This window comes from Veillonellales bacterium, from assembly GCA_039680175.1.
Lineage (GTDB): Bacteria > Bacillota > Negativicutes > JAAYSF01 > JAAYSF01 > JBDKTO01.
Genome location: JBDKTO010000050.1, coordinates 1 through 21,346, shown reverse-complemented (window position 1 = coordinate 21,346; position 21,346 = coordinate 1). Strand labels below are relative to the sequence as shown.

The following is a 21,346-nucleotide window of genomic DNA, read 5'->3' as shown; positions in this document are numbered from 1 at the left end:
ACCGAACACAGTAGTTAAGCCCATAAACGTCGAAAGTACTTGGCTGGAAACGGCCTGGGAGGATAGATAGCTGCTGGTTGAAGCAAAAAGCACTCATGAAAATGAGTGCTTTTTGCTATGAGCTATGCGTTGTGTTTATATGCAAGACTTGTTTCCCTAGTAGGGGTATAGTATAATTTAAAGTAACGATCTCATGAAGAGATTTTATCCCATAATCAGAAAGTATATCGACTTTCTGATTATAAGTAAGAACGACTAAGCCTTCTGCCGGCGTCCTAACGGACTTGGCATAAGCCAAGTCTTTTCTTATTATGCGGATAATTGCCCATGAAGGGTCCACGAAGGCCGGAACGGAATCGGAATATTCCGGAGTCCCTAATTTGTGGATTTTATTTTTAGGAGGTTTTTTTGTGCATATTCCTGATGGGTATTTGAGTCCGTCTACTTGTTTGACTTTAGGCGCTGTTATGCTTCCGGTATGGTACCGGGCATCGGCTGTAGTCAAAAAAAGTCTTGATGTGGCCAGGATTCCGTTTATGGCTATGGGAGCGGTTTTTGCTTTTTTAATTATGATGTTTAATGTGCCGATTCCTGATGGCACAACGGCGCATGCGGTGGGTAGTGTGCTTATTGCGATTGTTCTCGGCCCTTGGGCGGCTGTAGTTGCCGTTAGCGTGGCGCTGTTTATTCAGGCGTTGGTATTCGGCGACGGGGGCATGCTGGCGTTTGGGGTGAATGCATTTAATATGGCGGTTATTATGCCTTTTACCGGGTACTATATGTACAGGCTGGCGGCCGGAAGGGCTGCTGGCGGTTCTCTGCGAGCGGTGGTGGCTGCCGGTATCGGCGGTTATGTGGGGCTGAATCTGGCAGCCTTGGCGGCCGCCATAGAATTTGGCATTCAGCCGCTGCTGTTTACTGCTGCTGATGGTACGCCGCTATACTGTCCCTATGGCCTGAGTGTGGCCATTCCGGCGATGATGACGGCTCATTTGCTGGTAGCCGGATTTGTGGAAGCAGCGGTTACTGCATTGGTGGTAAAGTATGTCTGGAAAACCGCGCCGGAAGTAGCTGCGCCAAATGGAAATGAAAAGTAGGGGGGAATAGATCATGATTCGTCGCTGCTGGATACTATTAATCGTTTTAGCTTTGCTGACACCGTTGGGAATGTTGGCGGAGGGAACTGCCTGGGGGGAATGGGGTGCCGATGATTTGACGGCAGTCGTTGGTTATGTTCCTCAGGGAATTGAGCAGGCAGATTCATGGTGGAAAGCGGTTTTTCCTGATTACAGCCTAAAGTTTATCGGTGAGGGAGAAGCTGCCGGCAAAATTGGCTATTTGTTATCGGCCGGGATTGGTGCCGGGCTGATTTATTTGTTGATGACCGTGTATACGCGGCTGGTTGTAGGACGGAGAACGCTGCCTGTTCCGGAAAAGAAAGGTTAACGAAATATGAATAGGGAACTTCCCGGCTGGCTGAGTGGAGCAGAATATGGCCAACTGCCGGTCGTTCATACGGGGTGGTGGCGTCGGACCGGTTATTTGGAAAAAACCCTGGCGGATATTCAGCAGATCATGGCCGAAGATATGTATCAGTCGGCCATTGCCGCGAGAACAGGTGTGCTGCAGCGGGTTGAGCCGCGGGTTAAGTTGATTGGGACCGGTATTCTGCTTTTGGCGGTAGCTCTTTCTCCCAGTTTGGCGGCTCTGGCGGCTGTGCATTTTTTACTGGCTGGTGTTGCTGTGCTATCCGGAGTGGAAATAGACAAGTATATAAAGCGGGTGTGGATTCCTGCACTGCTGTTTGCCGGACTTGCTGCTCTGCCGGGAACTCTGAGCTGGGTTACACCCGGTGATGCGGTTGTTGTATTTTACCAGGGGACTGGCGGCTATCATATAGGTTCCTTTTTTTTGCCGGAGCAGCTGTCAGTTACCCGTCAGGGACTTATGTCAGCGGCTTTTATACTGCTCCGGGCAGCGGCTTCCCTTGGATTGGTAACTTTGCTTGTTCAGACGACCCGCTGGCCGGTGTTAACCAAAGCGATCGGCGGGCTGGGACTGCCGTCGGTATTTGTCATGGTGTTGGACCTTACCTATCGGTATTTGTTCTTATTTTTATTGTTATTAACGGAGTATATATTGGGCCGGAAAAGTCGTCTGGTGGCTGTGGAAACACCACAGGGGAAATTGGTCTGGATTGGCGGCGCTTTGGCCGGGTTTTTCCGGATGCTGTGGCAGTATAGCGGGGAGATTACGGCGGCTATGCAAGCCAGAGGGTATACGGGAGTCAATCATCAATCATCACCGCTGCGGTTGGATATATTGGATGTTTGTTTTCTCAGCATTGTGGTTTTGGTTGCGATTAGTGTGTGGGGAGGAAGCTGTTTTGCCGGAAACCTTAATTTTTAATTTGCAGCATATCGGGTATTGTTACCGTCCGGAAGAACCGGCATTGCAGGACGTCAGTCTTGCAGTTGCTGCCGGGGAGAAACTGGTGCTGCTGGGGCCTAACGGCTGTGGTAAATCCACCTTGCAAAAAATTCTGGCCGGATTGATTTTTCCTCAGCGGGGACGCTTTATTGCGTTTAACCGGGAAATCACGGCTCGAAGCATGGCCGATAAAGAGTTTGCCGCCGCTTACCGCCGGCGGGTTGGCTTTGTATTTCAAAATTCGGATGTACAAATTTTTTGTGCCAGTGTTCTTGACGAGATTCTGTTTGGACCTCTCAATATGGGGATGGAATATGGTGCGGCCCGGCAGCGGGCGGAAGAATTGCTGGATTTTGTGGGAATCCGGCCTTTAGCCGACCGTTTGCCCCATCATTTAAGCGGCGGGGAGAAAAAGAAAGTGGCGATTGCCGCCGTGCTGGCGGTAAATCCGGAAGTGCTGATTTTAGACGAACCGACCAACGGACTTGATCCGAAAACCCAGAGCTGGATGAGGAGTACGCTGAATCAGCTCAGCCGGCAGGGTAAAACGATTATTGCGGCAACCCATCATTTGGATCTGGTGCCTGATTTAGCCGACAGGGTAGTTGTGCTGGGCGATGGTCACAGCCTGATAGCCGATGACCGGCCGATTCCTATTCTGGAAAACCGGGAGCTGCTGCTGGCTGCTAACTTAATCGGTGCAGCTCAGCATGTTCACATCCATGGACAGGATGGACATGTGCATGTACACCGGCATGTTGATGAGGTGAAGAATGAATAAAAATATGAACAATTTCTATAATCGGCTCTCCAGGATATTGGCTTCACGGGAAGCCGTTAAAGACGGTGTTGAGGGGAGCTACTTTTCCGCTGCTGTTTTAGTACCGATTGTGGAAAAAGACGGTGAGCCTGCGGTATTATTTGAAGTACGGTCCAGTCGGCTGCACTGGCAGCCGGGAGAAATTTGTTTTCCCGGCGGTAAAGTTGAGCCCGGGGATTCTTCGCGGGCTGCCGCGGCAGTTAGAGAAACCAGTGAAGAGTTAGGGGTAGCGGCAGGACATATCAAATTAGCCGGCGGGCTGCCTGAGATGATTAGCCCTATTGGTGTGGCACTTGCGCCTTTTGTCGGCTGGATCGAAGGCGGGACGGAAATGAGGCTTAATTCGGCGGAAGTAGTCGAGATTTTCACGGTGCCGCTTACCTTTCTGCTGACGGCAAGTCCCAAGACAGCTGCGATGGAACTGGCTACAAAGCCGGTAGCAGGCTTCCCTTACGCACTCCTGCCGGCTTATCCCAACACATGGCGACACCGCCGAACTTATGAGGTCTTGTTTTATCAGTATGAGCAGTATGTTATCTGGGGTCTGACGGCCCGGGTTTTGTCTGGCTTTTTAAAAATCTGCCGACAGGAAAATTAAAAAACGCCTGGAAGGCGTTTTTTTTTTAACTCTATTCCCTTAAACAGTCTCGGATGACGCAATTCGCCAAGTATTGCCGTGGATGATCTGGTTATAAACTTCCGTAATGGTTTCAAATATTGTAGCCCGCTTTATCGTTCGCTTTTTGGTCAGCAAAGAAATTTTAAACCAGCGGCCTTCCCGGGAAAGCTGATAGGCTGCATGATTAATCTCCAGACAAATCGTTTTACTGGGGGATTTACCCAGCGCATCTTCGAGCATCTTTACAGCAGGTCCATTCAATGGCGGTGATGATGGAGTAAAATGCTGGACGTCTTTCATAGTAACACGCTCCTTTGCTGCATCTATGTAATTGTGATGACTTGCATTCATTATAGCATTATGGTTAAGAAAAAGCCTGAATCCTGACAGAGCAAAAAGAAGTATATGCTGTTGTTTGATGCAACGGCTGAACCATTGCTGGTTTTGACGCAAGATTCTGACTAATATCGCAACAATGCAGGGTATGCCGACAAAGTGAGTCATAGAGAACAGCTATTATGGTGGGTGCTAAGTAAAATTACCAGCCTGCAAAAAAGTTATGGTACAACATAATATATGGTTATTTTACCCTCCGTTTCGATTATTATATACTGTAATCGAAAATTCGAATTTTGATAATTAAATCATATAATTCAGGCTATTGACTGACGAGGATGGAATTCATTACTTATACAGCTGCTTGAAAGTGCTTTTTTACATGCTCTGCAAAGGCGCAAACAATTGGTAACTGCAGGTATGAACTACGGTACATCAGCCATGTGCGCCGGACCAGCGGTGTGCCATCTTCCCAATACAAATTTTTGCTAAACACTTTATCATACTGTTTTAAACCGATAGAAGGCAGAATGGCCCAGCCAAGACCGTGCAATACCATTTGGCGGCAGCTATCAATGCTATCAACTTCCATGGTGGCAACTGGTGAACAATAAAATGTTTGGTGCCACCATTCATCTATTTGACTCTGCATAGATGAACTAGCTACAATCCGCGGGCTATAGGGCAAATCTTTGAGTGTAATGGGTTTACTGGATACCAGGCAAATAGGATCTTCTCTCAACAAGCATTTTTCTCCATCCCAGTGGTGATCGCCGTTTAGAATTGCCAAGCTAATTTCATCTTTTTGCAGCATGCGGAGTACTTTTTGGCTGCGTCCGGTTTTGAGAGAAACTTCGGCATCAGGATAAATTTGCAGAAAGTTTTTTAGTATTTCCGGCAGTTCATAATGGGACAAGTCGGAAGAGACACCTAAAAATAAGGAACCTTGTACTTTATTCTCCATACTTTGGATACGTTCCTTAACATGTTTAAATTCTAGCAATGTTTTCTTGGCATAAGCCAGCAGTTCTTCTCCTTGAGGGGTAAGTATTATGCCGCCGGGAGTTCTTAGGACAAGGTTCGCCTTAAACTCATTCTCCATATTTTTCAAGCGGCGTGTAACTGCAGGTTGGGTAATATACAAACGTTCAGCCGCTTTAGTAATGTTTTTTTCTTCTGATATTGTTTTCAAAATAAGCCAATCTACATTATACATTACATATTACCTCATGTTTGTAGTTTAATAAACTGACCAAACGGTAGCTGCACATGGGCTTCAACAAGCATAAGTAGAGTGCTGGATATCGGATATATTTGTAAATATTCGTCATTATTGTTAGCATCCCTTGTTGGCTTACTCAGTATAGCCTAAATATTTTAGTCTAGACGGAGGATGGTATAAGACATGAAATGAGCCGATTGCAAAGCAATCATTGTCGTCCCGGAATAAAATCGCATACCGGAATGTGGCACAGATGGACTGGTCATGTATGGCGATTAGAAAAGACAGCTTATGACTGCTGCTGCTTGTACTGCTGGCTGGGTATATAAAAATATTACATATTTGGAGGAGATACAATATGAAAAATGCAACGTTGAAGCACGATTTTGAAGAAGTGATTGATCGCAGAGGAACAGATTGCAAAAAGTGGAACAGCTACCCGGAAGACGTGATTCCCATGTGGATTGCCGAAACGGATTTTAAGTGCCCGCAACCTGTTGTCGATGCTATGGTCAAACGGGCTCAATTTGGCAGCTATGGGTATCCGATTAGCAGTAATACTTTTAATCAGGCAGTGGTTAATTGGCAGAAAAAGCGCTTCGGCTGGCATATTGAAGAAGAATGGGTGGAGTTCGCACCAGCCGTAGTTCCGGCTCTGGTGTATTCTATCCGTGCATTTACTAATCCAGGTGATAAAGTAGTGATTCAAACACCGGTATATCATCCATTCCATCATAGCATTGTCAATAACGGACGAATTAGAGCCGAAAATGAACTTATCTTGAAAAACGGCAGATACGAAATTAATTTTGAAGACTTGGAAAATAAACTGAAGGATCCCAGAACAAAACTTATGTTATTGTGCTCGCCGCATAATCCGCTGACCCGCCTGTTTAGCCGGGAAGAACTGTTGAAAATCGGCGAATTGTGCTTAAAACATCATGTTATTGTAGTAGCCGACGAAATTCATTCCGATCTCGTATACTGGGGGAAAAAACACACCCCGTTTGGTACATTGTCGGAAGAAATTAAAAACAACTGCCTGGTATGCGTGAATCCGAGCAAAACCTTTAACATTGCCGGCACCCGTACAGCGGCAGTCATTATTCCCAATGAAACATTAAGAGAAAGATACCATGTCAGCACACTCAATAATAAAGGCGAAGGGCGCACGGTATTCGGCACGCTGCCTTTTGAAGTAGCGTACAACGAATGCGATTATTATGCGGACCAGGTTGTCGAGTATTTGGAAGGCAACATTAAATTTATGCTGCCATACTTTGAAGAACACATTCCGAAAATCAAAGTTATCAAACCGGAGGCTACGTACCTGATGTGGCTTGATTGCCGTGAACTGAATCTGAGCCAGCCGGAGCTCAACAAGTTTATGCTGGAAAAAGCGAAAGTGGCCATGAACGACGGTGAAATGTTCGGCAAACCGGGTATCGGCTTTATGCGTATGAACATTGGGTGCCGTCGCGTTACTTTGGCAGAGGCATTGCAGCGGATTGAAAAAGCGGTTAACAACTTATAGGTAGCATTCTAAAAGGAGGTTCAGACAAGTTGGTCATTATCGGTGCCGTAATCACGATTATTACCTTTATTTTGATGCTTAAACGATACGAAACCAGAATGATTCTTTTCTGTTCCGGGTTATTGATGACTGCTGTTTCAGGAGATGTGCTGCTAGGGTTTAAAGCCTTCTCCAATGCATTAAAGCAAACAGTGATTTTAGAACCAATTATATCCTCTATGGGTTTTGCTATGGTTTTAAAGGCAACCGAATGCGATAAGCATCTAATCCAGCTAGCAACAAGACCTCTGCGTAAAGGGGGGATGTTGGTTATTCCGCTGGCAGTTATTATTACGATGTTTGCGGATATGGCGATTACCAGTGCAGCCGGTGTTGCAGCAGCTCTTGGGGCAATAGCGATACCTATTCTTGTCGCAGCTGGAGTTCATCCGGCAATTGCTGCTTCAGCTGTTGCTGTCGGAACGTTTGGAAGCTGCATGAATCCGGGATATTCAATAAATGTGGTAGGGGCAGAAGCAGCGAAAGCTACATCGGTAGCGGTTGTAACCAATCAGACGATAGCCGTTGCTGTTTCGGCGCTCATTGTGTCAGCCAGTTTATTGCTTATGGCAATTTTGCTGAAAGAACATAAAGGGTATCAGCCCGCTGAAGATAAGCAACAGACTGTAGCTGAAGATTTCAGGGTTAATTTGCTAAAAGCTGTGGTCCCGTTAATTCCTCTGACCATCTTGTTTTTAGGCACACAGATACCCGCTCTTAAAACAATTGGTATATCTCACGCAATGATCATAGGCGTATTTTGTGCTTTTGCTGTTACCCGCATCAGTCCGGCCCAAATAACGAAAGAATTTTGGCGAGGCATGGGGGAGGCTTTTAATAAGATATGGGGGATTATTGTTTGTGCTCTGGTTTTTCTTCAAGGTATGGAAGCTACGGGGTTAGTTAAAGCATTTACTACCTTTTTAATTTCTAATCCGGCAATTGCAAAAGTCACTTCAGCTTTTGGACCCTTTTTTATGGCCGTTTTAACTGGAACCGCTGCTGGAGCTTCTGTCGCTTTTAATAAAGCAGTTACTGTTTATGCAGCATCTTTTGGCATAAATCCGCTTGATATGGCGAGTATGGTAAGCGTTGGCGGGTCAATTGGACGAGCCATGTCACCGATAGCCGGTGTGACTGTGATTTGTGCAGGATTAGCCGGCGTTAATCCACTGGAAATTGCCAAACGTAATGCCCCGGGTACCATTCTTGCCTGCGCTGCTACTATGCTCATATTGCTACATTGATTAAATTTGTATGGGAGGAGAATATGAAAAAACAAGACGTTGCCATTAAAATAGCCAATCATCTTGCGGCGATAACCTATGAGGATTTACCTAAAGATATTGTTGATATTGCCAAGAAAAGTATTTTAGATACGATCGGAGTTATGGTTGGTGCCAGTGGAGTGGCGAAGAGCTGTCAGAAAGTCGTAGCGATGATCAGGGAAGATGGCGGAAAAAGAGAAAGCAGTATTTTAGGGTTTGGTGATAAAGTTCCTGCTATGATGGCTGCTTTTGCGAATGGTTCTATGACCAAGACACTGGATTATGATGATGTGGTTGGCGAAGCATTTGTTCATCCGACGGCAGTGACTTTGCCAGCTGCTTTAGCCATAGCAGAAAAGGCTGGCAAGGTAAGTGGCAAGGAATTTATTACTGCTATGGTGCTGGGAATGGATCTTATTATTCGCCTGGGATTGTCTGTCACAAAAAGCAGCCGCGGGTTTAAATATGATTGGCATCCTACACCGTTATTTGGTACCTTCAGTTCTACGGCTGCGGCCGGCAAGCTGCTTCAACTGGACGCAGAGGCAATGAGTGATGCGTTGGGTATCGCTTTTCTGCAGGCTGCCGGCAGTTTGCAAATGGTTTATAGCGAAGGTGCGGACATCGGAGTACTAGCGAATGCCTTTCCCGGTAAGGCGGGAGTAATTTCTGCCATGATGGCTAAACGAGGAATTACCGGAATTAAAGACTGTTTTGAAAGTAAGGCTGGTTTTTTCAATAACTACTTCCAGGGAGGGTATGACCCATCTTATTTAATTGAAGGATTAGGAAAAGAATATACGCTTTCCATGATTGGTTATAAGCCCTGGCCAACTTGCCGGAGAGCACATACCTATATTGATGCTGCTTTGCAACTTGTGCATACTTATCATATTGATGCAGCTGATGTGGCAGCAGTAAAGATCTTCTATGGCGACGATTTTAGCAAAAGTCTCTGTGAGCCTTTAGAACAAAGACGAAGACCGCAGACTAGCTTTTTTGCCAATACGAGTCTTCCTTTTGCAGTGGCAGTGGCTATTGCAAAAAAAAGAGCAATTGTTGCAGATTTTCAGCCTGAATTTCTTCAAGAGCAGTTAGTTTTGGAAGTTGCGAACAAGGTTATACCGGAATATGATGTTAAGCTTGATGAAAATTTATCAGGCGGCATTCCTGCCGGCAGAGTAGACATTTTAATGCGTGAAGGTCAAACTTATTCTACCAGAGTGGATGTTCCTTATGGTCACTATAATAATCCGGTTACTACGGAAGCTCTTATTGAAAAATTCCGGGATTGTGTCTCGTATTCAATAAAGCCAATATCTCAGAGCAGTATAGATAAGGGAATTGATCTGATCCTTAATTTGGAGAAACTCAAGGATATCCAGGAAATGATCCGATGCTTTGTTTAACTGTGCCAGCCAAGTCAAATTTAAAATAAATACAAGAAACTCAAAGGAGAGATGTTAGAATGGCTAACGTTAATTTACCGAGACTGAAGGAAAAGATGAGTGCAGCCAACATGGATGCGGTCGTAGTAGTGAAACCTGAATTTTTCTACTATACCACCGGTTTTCAGTATCATATGGGTGGAATGCAGTCAACTCCCGGATCGGGTCGGCAATTGGCAGGTGTTGCCATAATACCCCGTGATGAAAACAAGGAACCGGCTATTATTGTGAGCAATTGGGAACAGGTTCCGGCTAGAGAAAATTCATGGATAAAGGATGTTCGGGTTTTCCCAATTTGGACAGAAATATTTGATCTGCAGGACCTGCTTGACAATAAGCTTCAACGAGTAGAAAAACATTTCCAATTTGATATTAAGAAAAATGCCGAAACTGCCTGTCAAATTCTGAAAGAAAAAGGCTTGGCGACAGGGACAATCGGGATTGAATTTGATTATGCTTGCCAAAACGTAATGTCCTATTTTCGGGAGGCACTTCCTCAGGCAACTTTTGTGGATAGCAGCAGAATGTTATATGATGTTGCGGCGGTAAAAACTCAAAACGAAATTGATATCATTAGAAAAGCAACAAAAATGACGCAAAAGGCTTCTTTGATGGTAGCGCAGGAAGAACTGCTGGGGTTGACTGTTGGGGAAGTGAGAATGAAATATCAAATGGCGGTGTTAAAGCTTGCGAGTGCAGATCCCAGCGCTGGTTATCAGGATAACAAATGTACCATGTCCATTGGCGGAGATTGCGCTCCGAAAGCTCAGTCAGCTCCCTATCGTGCAGCAAAAGGTGATATTATTTTTTTTGATCCCGGCATTAATTTAAAGGGGTATATGGCAGATATCGGCCGCAGCATGGTTATCGGTGAACCGAATGAACTGCAGACCCGAGTTTACTCAACCCTGGCAAAAGGCGTGAAAGCGATGATGGATGCTATCAAACCGGGGGTGAAATGTTCGGAACTTTTTCATATCGGACAGGAAACCATTCGTAATGCCGGTACCGGACTGCATGCGTACACTCGCGGACATCTTGGACATGCTGTGGGAGTATCCAAGAATGAACGTGCTCCATTTATTGCTGCTTTTGATCATACAGTCCTTGAACCAAATATGGTATTTTCGGTGGAAGCCCCGTTGTATATAAATGGGCTGGGTGGCTTTAATGTTGAAGATACTATTGTTGTAACGGAAGATGGTTATGAAAACTTTTGCGATTGGCCAATGGAGTTGATAAAAGTTCGCTGCTAGAGTTAGAAAGTTTTCATAGACTAGAGCATATAAGCATCGAAAGGTGTCTTGGTAAGGATTGAATTAGTTGCTGTGTGCTGATTTAAATAGCTAGGCTTGTAATTTATGGCAAGTCTTCGGTTTGCTGAGAAAGTAATGCGAGCGCGAATAGATGAATGAGCAGGTCTTCCTTATCTTTTGCTAAGAAGAACCTGCTCATTTTGGTACTGCTTTGCTGGTGATGCAGTCGACGACTACTTATGGGCCGTTATCCCTATTACTGTGATGAATTAACACTCCCTATTAGAAGAAAATTGATCGAGCGATTTTATGTATTCTACAAAGGAGCGTACTGCGGATAATTCCATGGAAGAAGTCCGGCACATTAACCATGTCTTTCTTGAAAGTGGTTCGCCGCTTTTCCAGTGTAATTCTTTTCGAAAAATTGAGTCGTAACCTTTAAGGCCTATAGCGGGAATGATCCCCCAGCCCAGACCGTGCAGTACCATTTGCCGGCAAGTATTCATGTTGTCTACATCCATACCAATACGGGGGGGGACGACAAAAGTCTGTCGCCACCATTCTTCAACCATGTTATGTATTCCTGCAGTAGAAACAGTGATTTGCGAATGATTAGGTAAATCTCTAATGTTTAGTGAACTAGAGGAGATAAGGCAGATTGGCTCTTCACAAATCAGATGCTTTTCTTCCATCCAAAGGTAGTCCCCGCGGATGAAGGCAAGAGGAACTTCGCCTTTTTGCAGTAGTTGGTTAACGGTATCATTTCGACCGGTTTTCAGGAGAAATTCCACTTCCGGATAGAGTTGCTGAAAGCCTTTCAATATTGCAGGTAGTTCATAATAGGCGAAAACCGAAGATGAGGCAAGCCGCAGAACTCCCTGGACTGTTCCTTTCATATTTTGGATATGGTCTTTCACTTTTCTCAATTCCGGCAGCATTTTTTTCGCAAAGGATAGCAGATATTCACCTTCGGACGTGAGAATGATGCCACTTGAATTTCTAACTATCAGGTCGGTTCCCAATTCTTTTTCTAAGTTTTTCAGCCGGTAGGAAAGTGCCGGCTGCGATATATATAAATGTGCGGCAGCCCGGGTGACATTCTTTTCCTCGGCTATTACTTTCAGCATATGCCAATCTTTTTCGTCCATAAAAAATTACCTCATTAAAATCCGATAGAAAATATTAATTAATTTTAATATAATACTTCGATTATACTTATTATATTTATTGTACTACAATAAATATAAGATTTCAATTATTTAAATATTCATCATTATTGTGGGTAACTTTCACTAGTTTACTTTATGATAACATAAAATTTTAGCTTTAGCTTTTGGTTCGGCCCAGACGATGGGCGGCAGTGGTGGTATTTAATAAAGCAGTAAGAATAAATGCTGCTGATTTTGACTGTAGCCTTCGAATTTAGCGATGACCATTTAGTCGATTTCAGCAGAATAGCCATATTCAATTTGAATGGGCGATGGTAAGAACTCAATTGAATTAAACGAATATCACGTGACAATTCATGAAACCGATGCAAATGAGTTTTCACGTGGAAATTTGGTTATTAGAGAGGCAGAGGTTATCTATGAAAAGTATTCAGACAAAGCTAACGGTTACTATTCTAATGATCTTTTTGGTAGCGATGAGTGCCTTAGGTGGTTTAAACTACTGGAGGGCGCGAACGATTATTACCGAAAATCTGAACAGGGACATTACCGAAAAGGCGATAAATTCTGCAAACGATGTTGGTGACTGGATGGAGGCACGAAAAGCGGAACTGTTGATCATGTCGGTGGAGCCGCTAGTCCAGAGTGGGGATTTTGAAGCGATTGCTCCCTTTTTAAGCAATGTTGTCCAAACCTACAAGGTATACGACAGCATCGGCTACGTTAAACCGGATGGAACATTTATTAATTCGTTTGGGAAACATGACAGTGTGGCGGATAGAGATTATTTTCAGCGAGCAATTAAGGGAGAATCGTTTATTTCCGATCCGGTGGTGTCCAGGTCTACCGGCAAATCGACAACGGTGGTGGCCATTCCTGTCAAAACGGACGGCAGGGTGAGTGGCGTACTCTACGGCTCCATTAATATGGAGAAGATCAGTAAGAAAGTATTGGAAATAAAAGTGGGGCAAACTGGTTATGCCTATGTCTTGCAGGGAGATGGTGTGGCTATTATTCATCCTGACAAGGAGATGGCAATGAAGGTTAATACCGTGCAAGACACTAATTTTCCGCCGATACTCCGTTCAGTCAATGAGCGTGTAGTCAAGGGGGAGGTGGGTTTAGCCAGCTATGAGTACGCGGGTGTTCACAAGACGGTAGCTTTTGCGCCGGTGCCGGGAGCTAAATGGTTTTTAGCGATCGATGTGCCAACGGCAGAGGTGACCGGGGTAGTATCGTCACTGACAACTATTTCATTAGCGACCATTATTGTTGTTTTGGTCATTACAGCGCTAATTATTTCGTGGTTTGCCCGTCGCATCGCCAGACCTATTCAGATGCTGGAGGCACAGGCCAATCGTATTGCTGATGGCAATATATCGCAGATAAAACTGAATGTTGATTCTAATGATGAGATCGGCCGACTGGGACAGAGTTTCGAGCGGATGACGCAAAATCTACGGGGACTCATCCAAAAGGTCCAAGGGGCTACCGAGCAGGTGTCGGCTTCGTCGGAAGAGCTGACCGCCAGCGCAGAACAATCAACCCAGGCGGCCAATCAGATTGCTACATCGATTACCGAAGTGGCCGCAGGGGCCAATGCGCAACTGGAAGCGGCCAACGAAACTTCCGCCGTAGTGGAGCAGATGTCGGCAGGCATCCAGCAGATAGCCGCAAATGCCAACCAGGTGGCCGATCAGTCGGCTCAGGCGACCGATAAAGCTAAAAATGGCAACAAAGAAGTGGCAAAAGCGGTCACACAGATGCAGCAAATCGAAGATACCGTCAACACCTCCGCCCAGGTTGTAGCTAAGCTGGGTGAACGGTCCAAGGAAATTGGCCAGATCGTGGACACCATTTCCGGCATTGCCGGGCAAACTAACCTATTGGCTTTAAATGCTGCTATTGAAGCCGCCCGGGCTGGTGAACAGGGACGGGGCTTTGCAGTGGTGGCGGAAGAAGTGCGGAAACTGGCCGAGCAGTCTCAGGATGCAGCTAAGAAGATTGCCGAACTCATTGGAGAAATCCAGGGAGAAACAGATAAAGCTGTTGTTGCTATGAACGAAGGTACGCAGGAGGTTAAGACAGGGGCCGACGTGGTCAATGCCGCAGGAACCGCTTTCAGGGAAATTATGAATGTGGTGACCCAGGTGACTGACCAAGTGAAAGAAATTTCGGCGGCTATTCAGCAAATGGCTACTGAAAGCCAGCAGATTGTTGGTTCGGTCAAAAAGATCGACGATCTTAGCAAAAAATCAGCAGGCGAGTCCCAGGGCGTTTCAGCAGCAACCGAAGAACAACTGGCCTCAATGGAGGAAATCGCGTCATCCAGCCAGGCATTGGCCAAGTTGGCCCAGGATCTACAAGGTGCGGTAACTAAATTTAGGATTTAGGTGATTTGCAAGGTCACGTCACGCCTTCAACATCTAAATCTGGATTTTTTCACAGAAATAGTAAACAGCTATTTACCTAGTAGTGGATAAATAGCTGTTTTTGTATTCTATCAAAGCTTCATACTCAGGCCGATCCCAAAATAATTCTATAGCATTAGTTAAACTGAGTTGTATGATCTGCCTTGGTTTTTTTAATTTCAGCGGCAATTTTTGCAGTAACATACACTTTTGTACTGTATTTTCTCTCACTGTACTTGCAATCATAGATAGAAAATATTGATTGATTTCAATATAATATTTTTTATTTTATTTATTATGTTTAACATACTATTATTCCATCTTTGACATGCGAGAAGATAAAAAAGGCCGAATCCCTTATTTATAAGGATTTCAAGCTTTTAAACAATTTTTCAAATAGAGTAATGTTTTGCTTTATAGGAGAATTTGAAAATTTTTGGTTGCCTTAAAGCAAGTAGTGATAAGCCATGTGGGGGCAGGGATAAATCTTAGCTATCAAAATTAATGGTTTGTTACAGCGAATATGTTATCTGAGTTGATTTTACCATACATTACTCAATAATATTTTCGTAAAAATTGACAGCAGAACATAGGAGAGATAAATTAGTTCATTTTAACATTATGATAGAAAATATTAATTAGTTTTAATATAATACTTCGATTTTACTTATTACATTTAACGTACTATTATTATAAATATAAGATTTTAATTATTTTAAACATTGCAATTATTTTTACATTAGGATGGAGGAGTTTATAGAAGATGTCAATATCGGAATTGATTGCTGAGTATACCCTGAAATTTTCCTTAAATGATGTTCCGAAAGAGGTGAGGGAGTATGCAAAGCTAATGATAGCCGATTCGTTGGGAGTTGCTGTCGCTGCTTATCATCTGGAGTATGCAATAGGTGTCAGGAAGGTTGTATTGGATATCGCCAGCAAGCCGGCCAGTACTCTGTGGGGAACGAAGCAAAAAGTTGGGATAGCCGATGCGGTTTTGGCGAATGCAGCATTGATTCATGGTCTGGATTATGACGACACTCACGTAGGCGGAGTGGTTCATCCGAGTGCCAGTGTGGTTAGTACTGCTTTTACGGTAGGGGAGGCTGCTGGCGCCAGCGGCAAGGATATTTTAGGTGCAATTATTTGCGGCTATGAAATTATTATTCGCTTAGCACTGGCGGCACGGGGAGGATTTCATGACCGCGGGTTTCATTGCACCGGCATTGTGGCGCCGTTTGCGTCGGCTTGCGTGGCGGCAAAGCTGCTCAAACTGCCTAAGAGCGTACTGATCAATGCGCTCGGAATTTGCGGCAGTCAGGCTGCAGCACTGCAAGAATTCCTCCATGACGGATCATGGGTCAAGAAAATTCATCCGGGCTGGGCCAGTCATGCGGGAATATATGCTTTGTTGATGGCACAAAACGGTTTAACTGGTCCGTATGAAGTTTTGGAAGGGGAATACGGTCTTTATGCCACGCATCTCGGGTCGGTGGACGGCGTAAAGGAAGCTTTTGGTGATTTGGGCCAAAAATGGCGGACTATGGAAATTGGTGCGAAGCTTTATCCGATTTGCCATATGATTCATTCGTTTATCGATTGCGTGCTGGATCTTCAGAAGAAGCATAGCTTTACAGCAGCGGAAGTATCTCAGATTGAATGTCGTATCGAAAAACGCTGCTATCATATTGTCTGTGTGCCGGAAAAAGCAAAGAAAAGACCGACTACCGACTATGGCATGCGGTTCAGTTTGCCGTATATAGTGGCAATGACGATGCTAAAAGGGAAAATAAGTCCGCAGGAAATTGATCCTAAATATATGTCAGAAGATGCGGTCAAAGACATGATTGATAAGATCGAGTGCGTGGAGGATGAAACTGTCAAGAACCCCGGTCATTTCCCGGGATGGGTAAAAGTGACTCTCAATGATGGAACCGTGTATCAGCAGAGCCAAAAATATGAAAAGGGGGCTGCGGAAAATCCCATCGACGAAAAGGACATTATTCTAAAATATACAAATAATGTCAGCCCTTATTTGCGGCCGGAACAAGCCGTCGGACTCTTGAAGAAAATACGGCAGCTTGACTTGCTTACAGAAATTGGCGGGTTGCTGGATCAAATGATCATGGAATAAGCAGCAAGCCATTCATAATAGAACAAAAATCGGGAGGAGAAGAAAGATTATGACATTAACAACAAAGCTGGCGACCTATTTTTCTCAATTGGAGTATGATCAATTACCCGAAACAGTGGCTGAAAAAGCGAAAGAAAACATCATTGATACGTTGGCAGGAGCTATTCCGGCGGTTAATTTAGCAGATGTAAAGGGAATCACCGATACCCTGAAGCACTATGACCGGCAGGATGACTGTGCCCTATGGGGGACCAATCGGCGAGCGTCTGTGCCAATGGCTGCTTTGATTAATGGTACCGCAGCTCATGCGCTGGAAATGGATGACTTTCATCCCCAAGGTAAGTGCCATATGGGAGTAGTTGTTATTCCCGGGGCGCTTGCGTTGGGAGAAGAACAAAAGATTTCAGGAAAGCAGTTGCTTACCGCAGTGGCTACTGGCTATGAGGTCGGTCTTCGTGTTGCCATTGCAGTAGGTACGGCTTCTCATCGCCTTAGGGGCTGGCATGCGACATCTTCTTGCGGAGTTTTTGGCGCTGCCGCCAGCGCGGCAAACATATTAGGCCTTAACACCGCTCAGACTGTGAGCGCTTTGGGCCTTGCCGGTACCCAGGCCAGCGGGTTGTGGGCGTTTATGGAGGATGGAGCGGGGAACAAGAAGTTTCATGGTGGTCATGCCGCAGAAGCGGGAGTAATATCAGCTTTGCTGGCAAAGGGCGGTATGACCGGGCCGAGCGCAATTTTGGAAGCCAGCGACGGCGGCTTTTTCCGTGCGACATCGGATGAATATAATTGTGACACTGTTATCGAGCGTTTGGGGGAACATTGGAATGTGCTGCGCGTGGGTCGAAAACCGTATGCTTGCTGCCGCAGCATGCATCTTTCGATTGATGGTGTTTTGGAGTTGCGTAAAGAGGAAAATATTAAACCAGAAGATATTGAAAAAATTGATGTATATACTTACGAAATCGGTGTGAAGCAATGCGGGACTTTCCAAGTACCAAAAAATAGATTCGAAGCGACATTCTCGATTCCCTATGGCATTGCCGCCGCATTTTTTGACGGTACCGCCGGCACTTGCCAGTTTACCGAAGAACGAATCAGAGACCCCAAACTGCTAGAATTGTGCGGCCGTATCTCAGTGCACAGTTCGGACAAGTATACAGCTGCTTATCCGGCCAAATGGGGTTGTGAAATGAAGGTACGTACCCGTGATGGACGGGAATTTACCAAGATTATTTGGAATGGCAAAGGCGGTCCGGATAATCCATTGACCAGAGATGATCTGATTTTGAAATTCAAGAGCCTGGCAGGCCAAATCCTTTCGGACAAAAGAATGGATGAGATTGTAAACACGATATACAATTTGGAAGAAATAAAAGATGTCTCGCAATTGACCGGACTACTTGTGCCATAGCAATATTACTTCTGGGGCTTTATCTTAGGCGATGTGCCAAGACTCCCGCCTCTATAGGTGTCGTTGATTCAGGTGGGGTAGACTCCCCACCTGAATTACCGATTTAGTTAAAACTAGTTAAAGGGCGTACTTTAAGGAAAAGTTGATTTCTACATTGTGGGGAGGACTCTGTATGTTTCTATTCATTGGCGGCGTGATTGTTTTAGCTACTATGTATTGTTTAGTACGAAAGTATGAACCCCGGATGGTCCTTTTTGTTAGTGGCCTTACAATGGCTATTATTTCTGGTGACCCGCTGGCAACATTCCAGTCGTTTTCCAACTCAATGCATGAGTATAAACTGTTCGAGCCAATCGTTGCTGTTATGGGATTTACTGTGGTTATGAGGGTTACAGAATGTGATCAGCATCTGATTCATCTGTTAGTGAACGGACTAAAAAGAGTTGGCCCCGCTCTTATACCCGGAGCTACTATTGTGACCTTTTTCATTAATGTGTCACTGACAAGCGCAGCAGGAGCTTCGGCTGCGGCTGGATCAATTTTAATTCCGTTACTTATGGCGGCGGGAGTACATCCGGCGATGGCCGCTGCGGCAGTATTCAGCGGCACGTTTGGTTCATTGCTCAATCCGGGTTTTGTTCATAATGTTTTTGTGGCTGAAATGGCTAAAACTACTCCGCTCAATGTAATCGCAAACGATATGGTTGCTATATTTGTGGCATTAGGCATAATCATTTTAAATCTGGTGATTGTTGCGTATATACGAAAGGAGAATAGGGGCTACGAACCACCAGATTCGATGGCGGTCACGCAGGGCGCAGAGTTTAAAGTTAGTGCTCTTAAAGCGAGTATTCCTGTAATTCCAATTTCAATTTTGATTTTGGGAGGTACGGGAGTAGTACCGCTTTTTAAACCGTTATCTATTTCACATACGATGATTATTGGTACAATTATCGCTTTCCTAGTTGTTCGTAAGAGTCCCGGTGATGTTTCCAGCGCCTTTTTTAAAGGAATGGGTGATGCTTTTGGGAATATTTTTGGCATTATTATTTGTGCAACCATTTTTGTTAGCGGCATGAACTCGTTAGGTATGGTAAAAGCACTGACAGATGCAATGATATCTAACCCCGGTTTTGCAAAAATCAGCTCGGTCTTTGGTCCGTTCATAATGGCTGTTATGGCGGGAACGGGAGAGGCGGCTACTTTGGCCTTCAATAAAGCTGTTTCAGTGGAAGCTGCCAAGTTTGGGCTGCAGATCACCGATATGGGCAGTGCGGCCACAATCGGGGGAGCTTTGGGGCGTACCGTATCACCAATTACTCCGGGCATAATCATCTGCTCCAGGTTCGCCGGAGGGGTAAGCCCATTTGAGATAATAAAACGCAATGGTTTGGGGGTGCTTTTAGCCGCCATAGCAAGTTTGTTTTTAATGCTCTACAAATAAACCCGAATGATAATAAGTTTTCACTGTCAGTAGAATAAGTTGAGGGTTTTAATGATGAATGCCAATCTCGCCTTACGACAAAAGCACAAAGTAAGTTTATGGAATATCCTGATCGGCTATCTTAAAATATCGTTAGCTAGTTTTGGGGGTAGCCTTTCTGCCTGGGCACAATTAATTGTCGTGGAAGAACGCAAATGGTTAACCGATGAAGAGTTCCTTTCATCTTTTGCGCTATGCCGTATTTTACCTGGTCCAAATCAAGTTAACTTTGCTATTTATGTGGGCCTGCGCCTTAGAGGGGCTTCAGGGGCTTTAGCCGCTTTGTCCGGCCTCATTGTCGTGCCCTTTTTTATTGTAGTTACAGCGGGAATTGCTTATTTTCATTTTCAAAATATACAGAGCGTAGTTGCAGCTCTAAAAGAAATGTCTGCGGTAGCAGTTGGAATGACTCTAGGCATGGGAGTAAAGTTGTCTCAGCGATATAATTTTACTCTATGGACGTTTTGCCTGATGCTGACCTCTTTTTTTACAGTGGGCGTGCTTCGTTGGCCTCTTTTGCCGGTACTGGCAGTGTTAATTCCTTTAAGTGTTTTGGTATGCTGGCGTAATACTGTTAAAACTAACACAAAGGAAAAAGCAGATGAATAGTATATTTTTTTCGCTGCTTATATTGTTTGGATCACTTTCGTTGGCATCAATAGGCGGCGGTAATACCGTTATTCCCGACATTCACCGGGAAGCTGTGCTCGTGCATCACTGGCTGACAGATGGCGAGTTTATAGCAGCATTCGCGATTACCCAAGCTGCACCGGGTCCCGGATCGTTAATAGTCGCTCTCGTCGGTTGGAAGGCTGCCGGCTGGCCTGGCGCTATTGTTGCGACAATAGCCATGTATGGCCCATCTTGCACACTTACCTACGTTAGCAGCCGCCTATGGCTAAAGTTCCAAAATAATCGTTGGCAAACAGCAATTGAGCAAGGACTTGCACCAATCTCCATGGGATTGATTTTTGCAAGCGGCTGGGTTATTGCGCAAAGTATTGATACGGATTGGCTGGCTTATCTGTTTATTGCGTTCACAATATGGAACGTAGTCAAAATGAAGCTAAACCCGTTATGGATTATGGTGGTTGCTGCATTTACAGGGATAATCGAAATGCTAATTTGAGTTCATCTTTAGATCGACATACCCAGGATTCTTATATAATGGTAGTTTATTTAAAAAAATAGAGGTGCGCATATGGAGAAGATTACAAAGACAGGGCAGGCTGGGACGATTGAATCCAATGATATTATGATTACTCTTGTTCCGGTAAGTGAAAGACAAGAGACGTTCATTGAAATCGTCAGTCCCGTTAGCAAACAGTTCGGTGGGAGAATCAGGCAAGTCATTGAAGAGGTGCTGGTTGAAAATAACATTACAAACGTAAGGGTACAGGCTAACGACAAAGGCGCCTTGGACTGTACCATCCGGGCTCGCGTACGAACCGCCATTCAGCGGGCATTGGCCTAGAGGAACTCGCAGAGCAAAAATTTATAGTAAGGAATGTGTAAAGGTTGTGAAGAGGAGGAGAAGTTATGAGATTGCGTAGGACGATGATGTTTGTGCCGGGCAATAATCCGGGAATGCTGACCAATGCCGGCATCTACGGCGCCGATACCTTAATGCTGGATTTGGAGGATTCGGTAGCTATCACCGAAAAAGATGCCGCCCGGCATCTGGTTTGCGAGGCGCTGAAAACGATTGACTATCCCTGCGAAGTCGGGGTACGGATCAATCATGTCAATACGGATTTCGGCTA

At 44.9% G+C, this 21,346-nt stretch carries 20 protein-coding genes; 17 read left to right on the top strand and 3 right to left on the bottom strand.

The annotated features are described in order from the left end of the window. Window positions 1-410 precede the first annotated feature (410 nt). The 5 genes from cbiM to ABFC84_08105 are packed head-to-tail and all read left to right on the top strand — an operon-like array spanning window position 411 to window position 3,848. Entirely contained in the window at window positions 411-1,097 is a 687-nt protein-coding gene (gene cbiM, locus ABFC84_08125) for a cobalt transporter CbiM (GenBank protein ID MEN6412717.1), read from the top strand. Window positions 1,098-1,110: 13 nt separating this feature from the next. Next, entirely contained in the window at window positions 1,111-1,446 is a 336-nt protein-coding gene (locus tag ABFC84_08120) for a PDGLE domain-containing protein (GenBank protein MEN6412716.1), read from the top strand. 6 nt (window positions 1,447-1,452) lie between these two features. Next, the gene (locus ABFC84_08115) at window positions 1,453-2,409 is read left to right on the top strand and encodes an energy-coupling factor transporter transmembrane component T (protein ID MEN6412715.1); all 957 of its coding nucleotides are present in this window, start codon (window positions 1,453-1,455) and stop codon (window positions 2,407-2,409) included. Beyond that, window positions 2,387-3,211: an ABC transporter ATP-binding protein gene (locus ABFC84_08110; protein MEN6412714.1), complete on the top strand. Its 825-nt coding sequence runs from the start codon at window positions 2,387-2,389 to the stop codon at window positions 3,209-3,211. Before ABFC84_08115 ends, ABFC84_08110 begins: the two co-directional genes overlap by 23 nt. Beyond that, the gene (locus ABFC84_08105) at window positions 3,204-3,848 is read left to right on the top strand and encodes a CoA pyrophosphatase (protein MEN6412713.1); all 645 of its coding nucleotides are present in this window, start codon (window positions 3,204-3,206) and stop codon (window positions 3,846-3,848) included. The genes ABFC84_08110 and ABFC84_08105 overlap by 8 nt, the downstream gene beginning before the upstream one ends. Before the next feature lie 39 nt (window positions 3,849-3,887). On the opposite strand, the gene ABFC84_08100 is transcribed toward ABFC84_08105, so the two are convergent. Further along, window positions 3,888-4,169 (bottom strand): hypothetical protein, encoded by a 282-nt coding sequence (locus tag ABFC84_08100; protein MEN6412712.1) that lies wholly within the window; start codon window positions 4,167-4,169, stop codon window positions 3,888-3,890. Between the two features lie 388 nt (window positions 4,170-4,557). Then, complete coding sequence (locus ABFC84_08095) at window positions 4,558-5,421, bottom strand: LysR family transcriptional regulator (GenBank protein MEN6412711.1); 864 nt, start codon at window positions 5,419-5,421, stop codon at window positions 4,558-4,560. A 364-nt stretch (window positions 5,422-5,785) separates the two neighbouring features. Here ABFC84_08095 and ABFC84_08090 point away from each other — a divergent pair, with 364 nt between their 5' ends. The 4 genes from ABFC84_08090 to ABFC84_08075 are packed head-to-tail and all read left to right on the top strand — an operon-like array spanning window position 5,786 to window position 10,972. Next, a complete protein-coding gene (locus ABFC84_08090) occupies window positions 5,786-6,961 on the top strand; it encodes a MalY/PatB family protein (protein MEN6412710.1) in 1,176 nt (391 codons plus the stop codon). 29 nt (window positions 6,962-6,990) lie between these two features. Next, a complete protein-coding gene (dcuC, locus tag ABFC84_08085; GenBank protein ID MEN6412709.1) occupies window positions 6,991-8,247 on the top strand; it encodes a C4-dicarboxylate transporter DcuC in 1,257 nt (418 codons plus the stop codon). A gap of 23 nt (window positions 8,248-8,270) precedes the next feature. Continuing rightward, on the top strand, window positions 8,271-9,677 hold the full coding sequence (locus ABFC84_08080; GenBank protein ID MEN6412708.1) for an MmgE/PrpD family protein: 1,407 nt from the start codon (window positions 8,271-8,273) through the stop codon (window positions 9,675-9,677). Between the two features lie 59 nt (window positions 9,678-9,736). Beyond that, window positions 9,737-10,972: a Xaa-Pro peptidase family protein gene (locus tag ABFC84_08075; protein MEN6412707.1), complete on the top strand. Its 1,236-nt coding sequence runs from the start codon at window positions 9,737-9,739 to the stop codon at window positions 10,970-10,972. Between the two features lie 269 nt (window positions 10,973-11,241). Here ABFC84_08075 and ABFC84_08070 read toward each other — a convergent pair whose 3' ends face one another. Next, a complete protein-coding gene (locus ABFC84_08070; protein MEN6412706.1) occupies window positions 11,242-12,120 on the bottom strand; it encodes a LysR family transcriptional regulator in 879 nt (292 codons plus the stop codon). 440 nt (window positions 12,121-12,560) lie between these two features. Between ABFC84_08070 and ABFC84_08065 the strand changes: the two genes are divergently transcribed. The 8 genes from ABFC84_08065 to ABFC84_08030 form a co-directional block, all read left to right on the top strand. Next, entirely contained in the window at window positions 12,561-14,534 is a 1,974-nt protein-coding gene (locus ABFC84_08065) for a methyl-accepting chemotaxis protein (GenBank protein MEN6412705.1), read from the top strand. 781 nt (window positions 14,535-15,315) lie between these two features. Next, window positions 15,316-16,686: an MmgE/PrpD family protein gene (locus tag ABFC84_08060; protein ID MEN6412704.1), complete on the top strand. Its 1,371-nt coding sequence runs from the start codon at window positions 15,316-15,318 to the stop codon at window positions 16,684-16,686. A gap of 49 nt (window positions 16,687-16,735) precedes the next feature. Then, window positions 16,736-18,100, top strand: a complete 1,365-nt coding sequence (locus tag ABFC84_08055; GenBank protein ID MEN6412703.1) for an MmgE/PrpD family protein — start codon at window positions 16,736-16,738, stop codon at window positions 18,098-18,100. Between the two features lie 172 nt (window positions 18,101-18,272). Further along, complete coding sequence (gene dcuC, locus ABFC84_08050) at window positions 18,273-19,544, top strand: C4-dicarboxylate transporter DcuC (GenBank protein ID MEN6412702.1); 1,272 nt, start codon at window positions 18,273-18,275, stop codon at window positions 19,542-19,544. Window positions 19,545-19,595: 51 nt separating this feature from the next. Next, a complete protein-coding gene (locus ABFC84_08045; GenBank protein MEN6412701.1) occupies window positions 19,596-20,192 on the top strand; it encodes a chromate transporter in 597 nt (198 codons plus the stop codon). Then, the gene (locus tag ABFC84_08040) at window positions 20,185-20,712 is read left to right on the top strand and encodes a chromate transporter (GenBank protein ID MEN6412700.1); all 528 of its coding nucleotides are present in this window, start codon (window positions 20,185-20,187) and stop codon (window positions 20,710-20,712) included. Before ABFC84_08045 ends, ABFC84_08040 begins: the two co-directional genes overlap by 8 nt. A 72-nt stretch (window positions 20,713-20,784) precedes the next feature. Further along, entirely contained in the window at window positions 20,785-21,057 is a 273-nt protein-coding gene (gene citD / locus ABFC84_08035) for a citrate lyase acyl carrier protein (GenBank protein MEN6412699.1), read from the top strand. 65 nt (window positions 21,058-21,122) lie between these two features. Next, the coding region (locus ABFC84_08030; protein ID MEN6412698.1) for an aldolase/citrate lyase family protein at window positions 21,123-21,346 on the top strand (224 nt) is incomplete at its 3' end.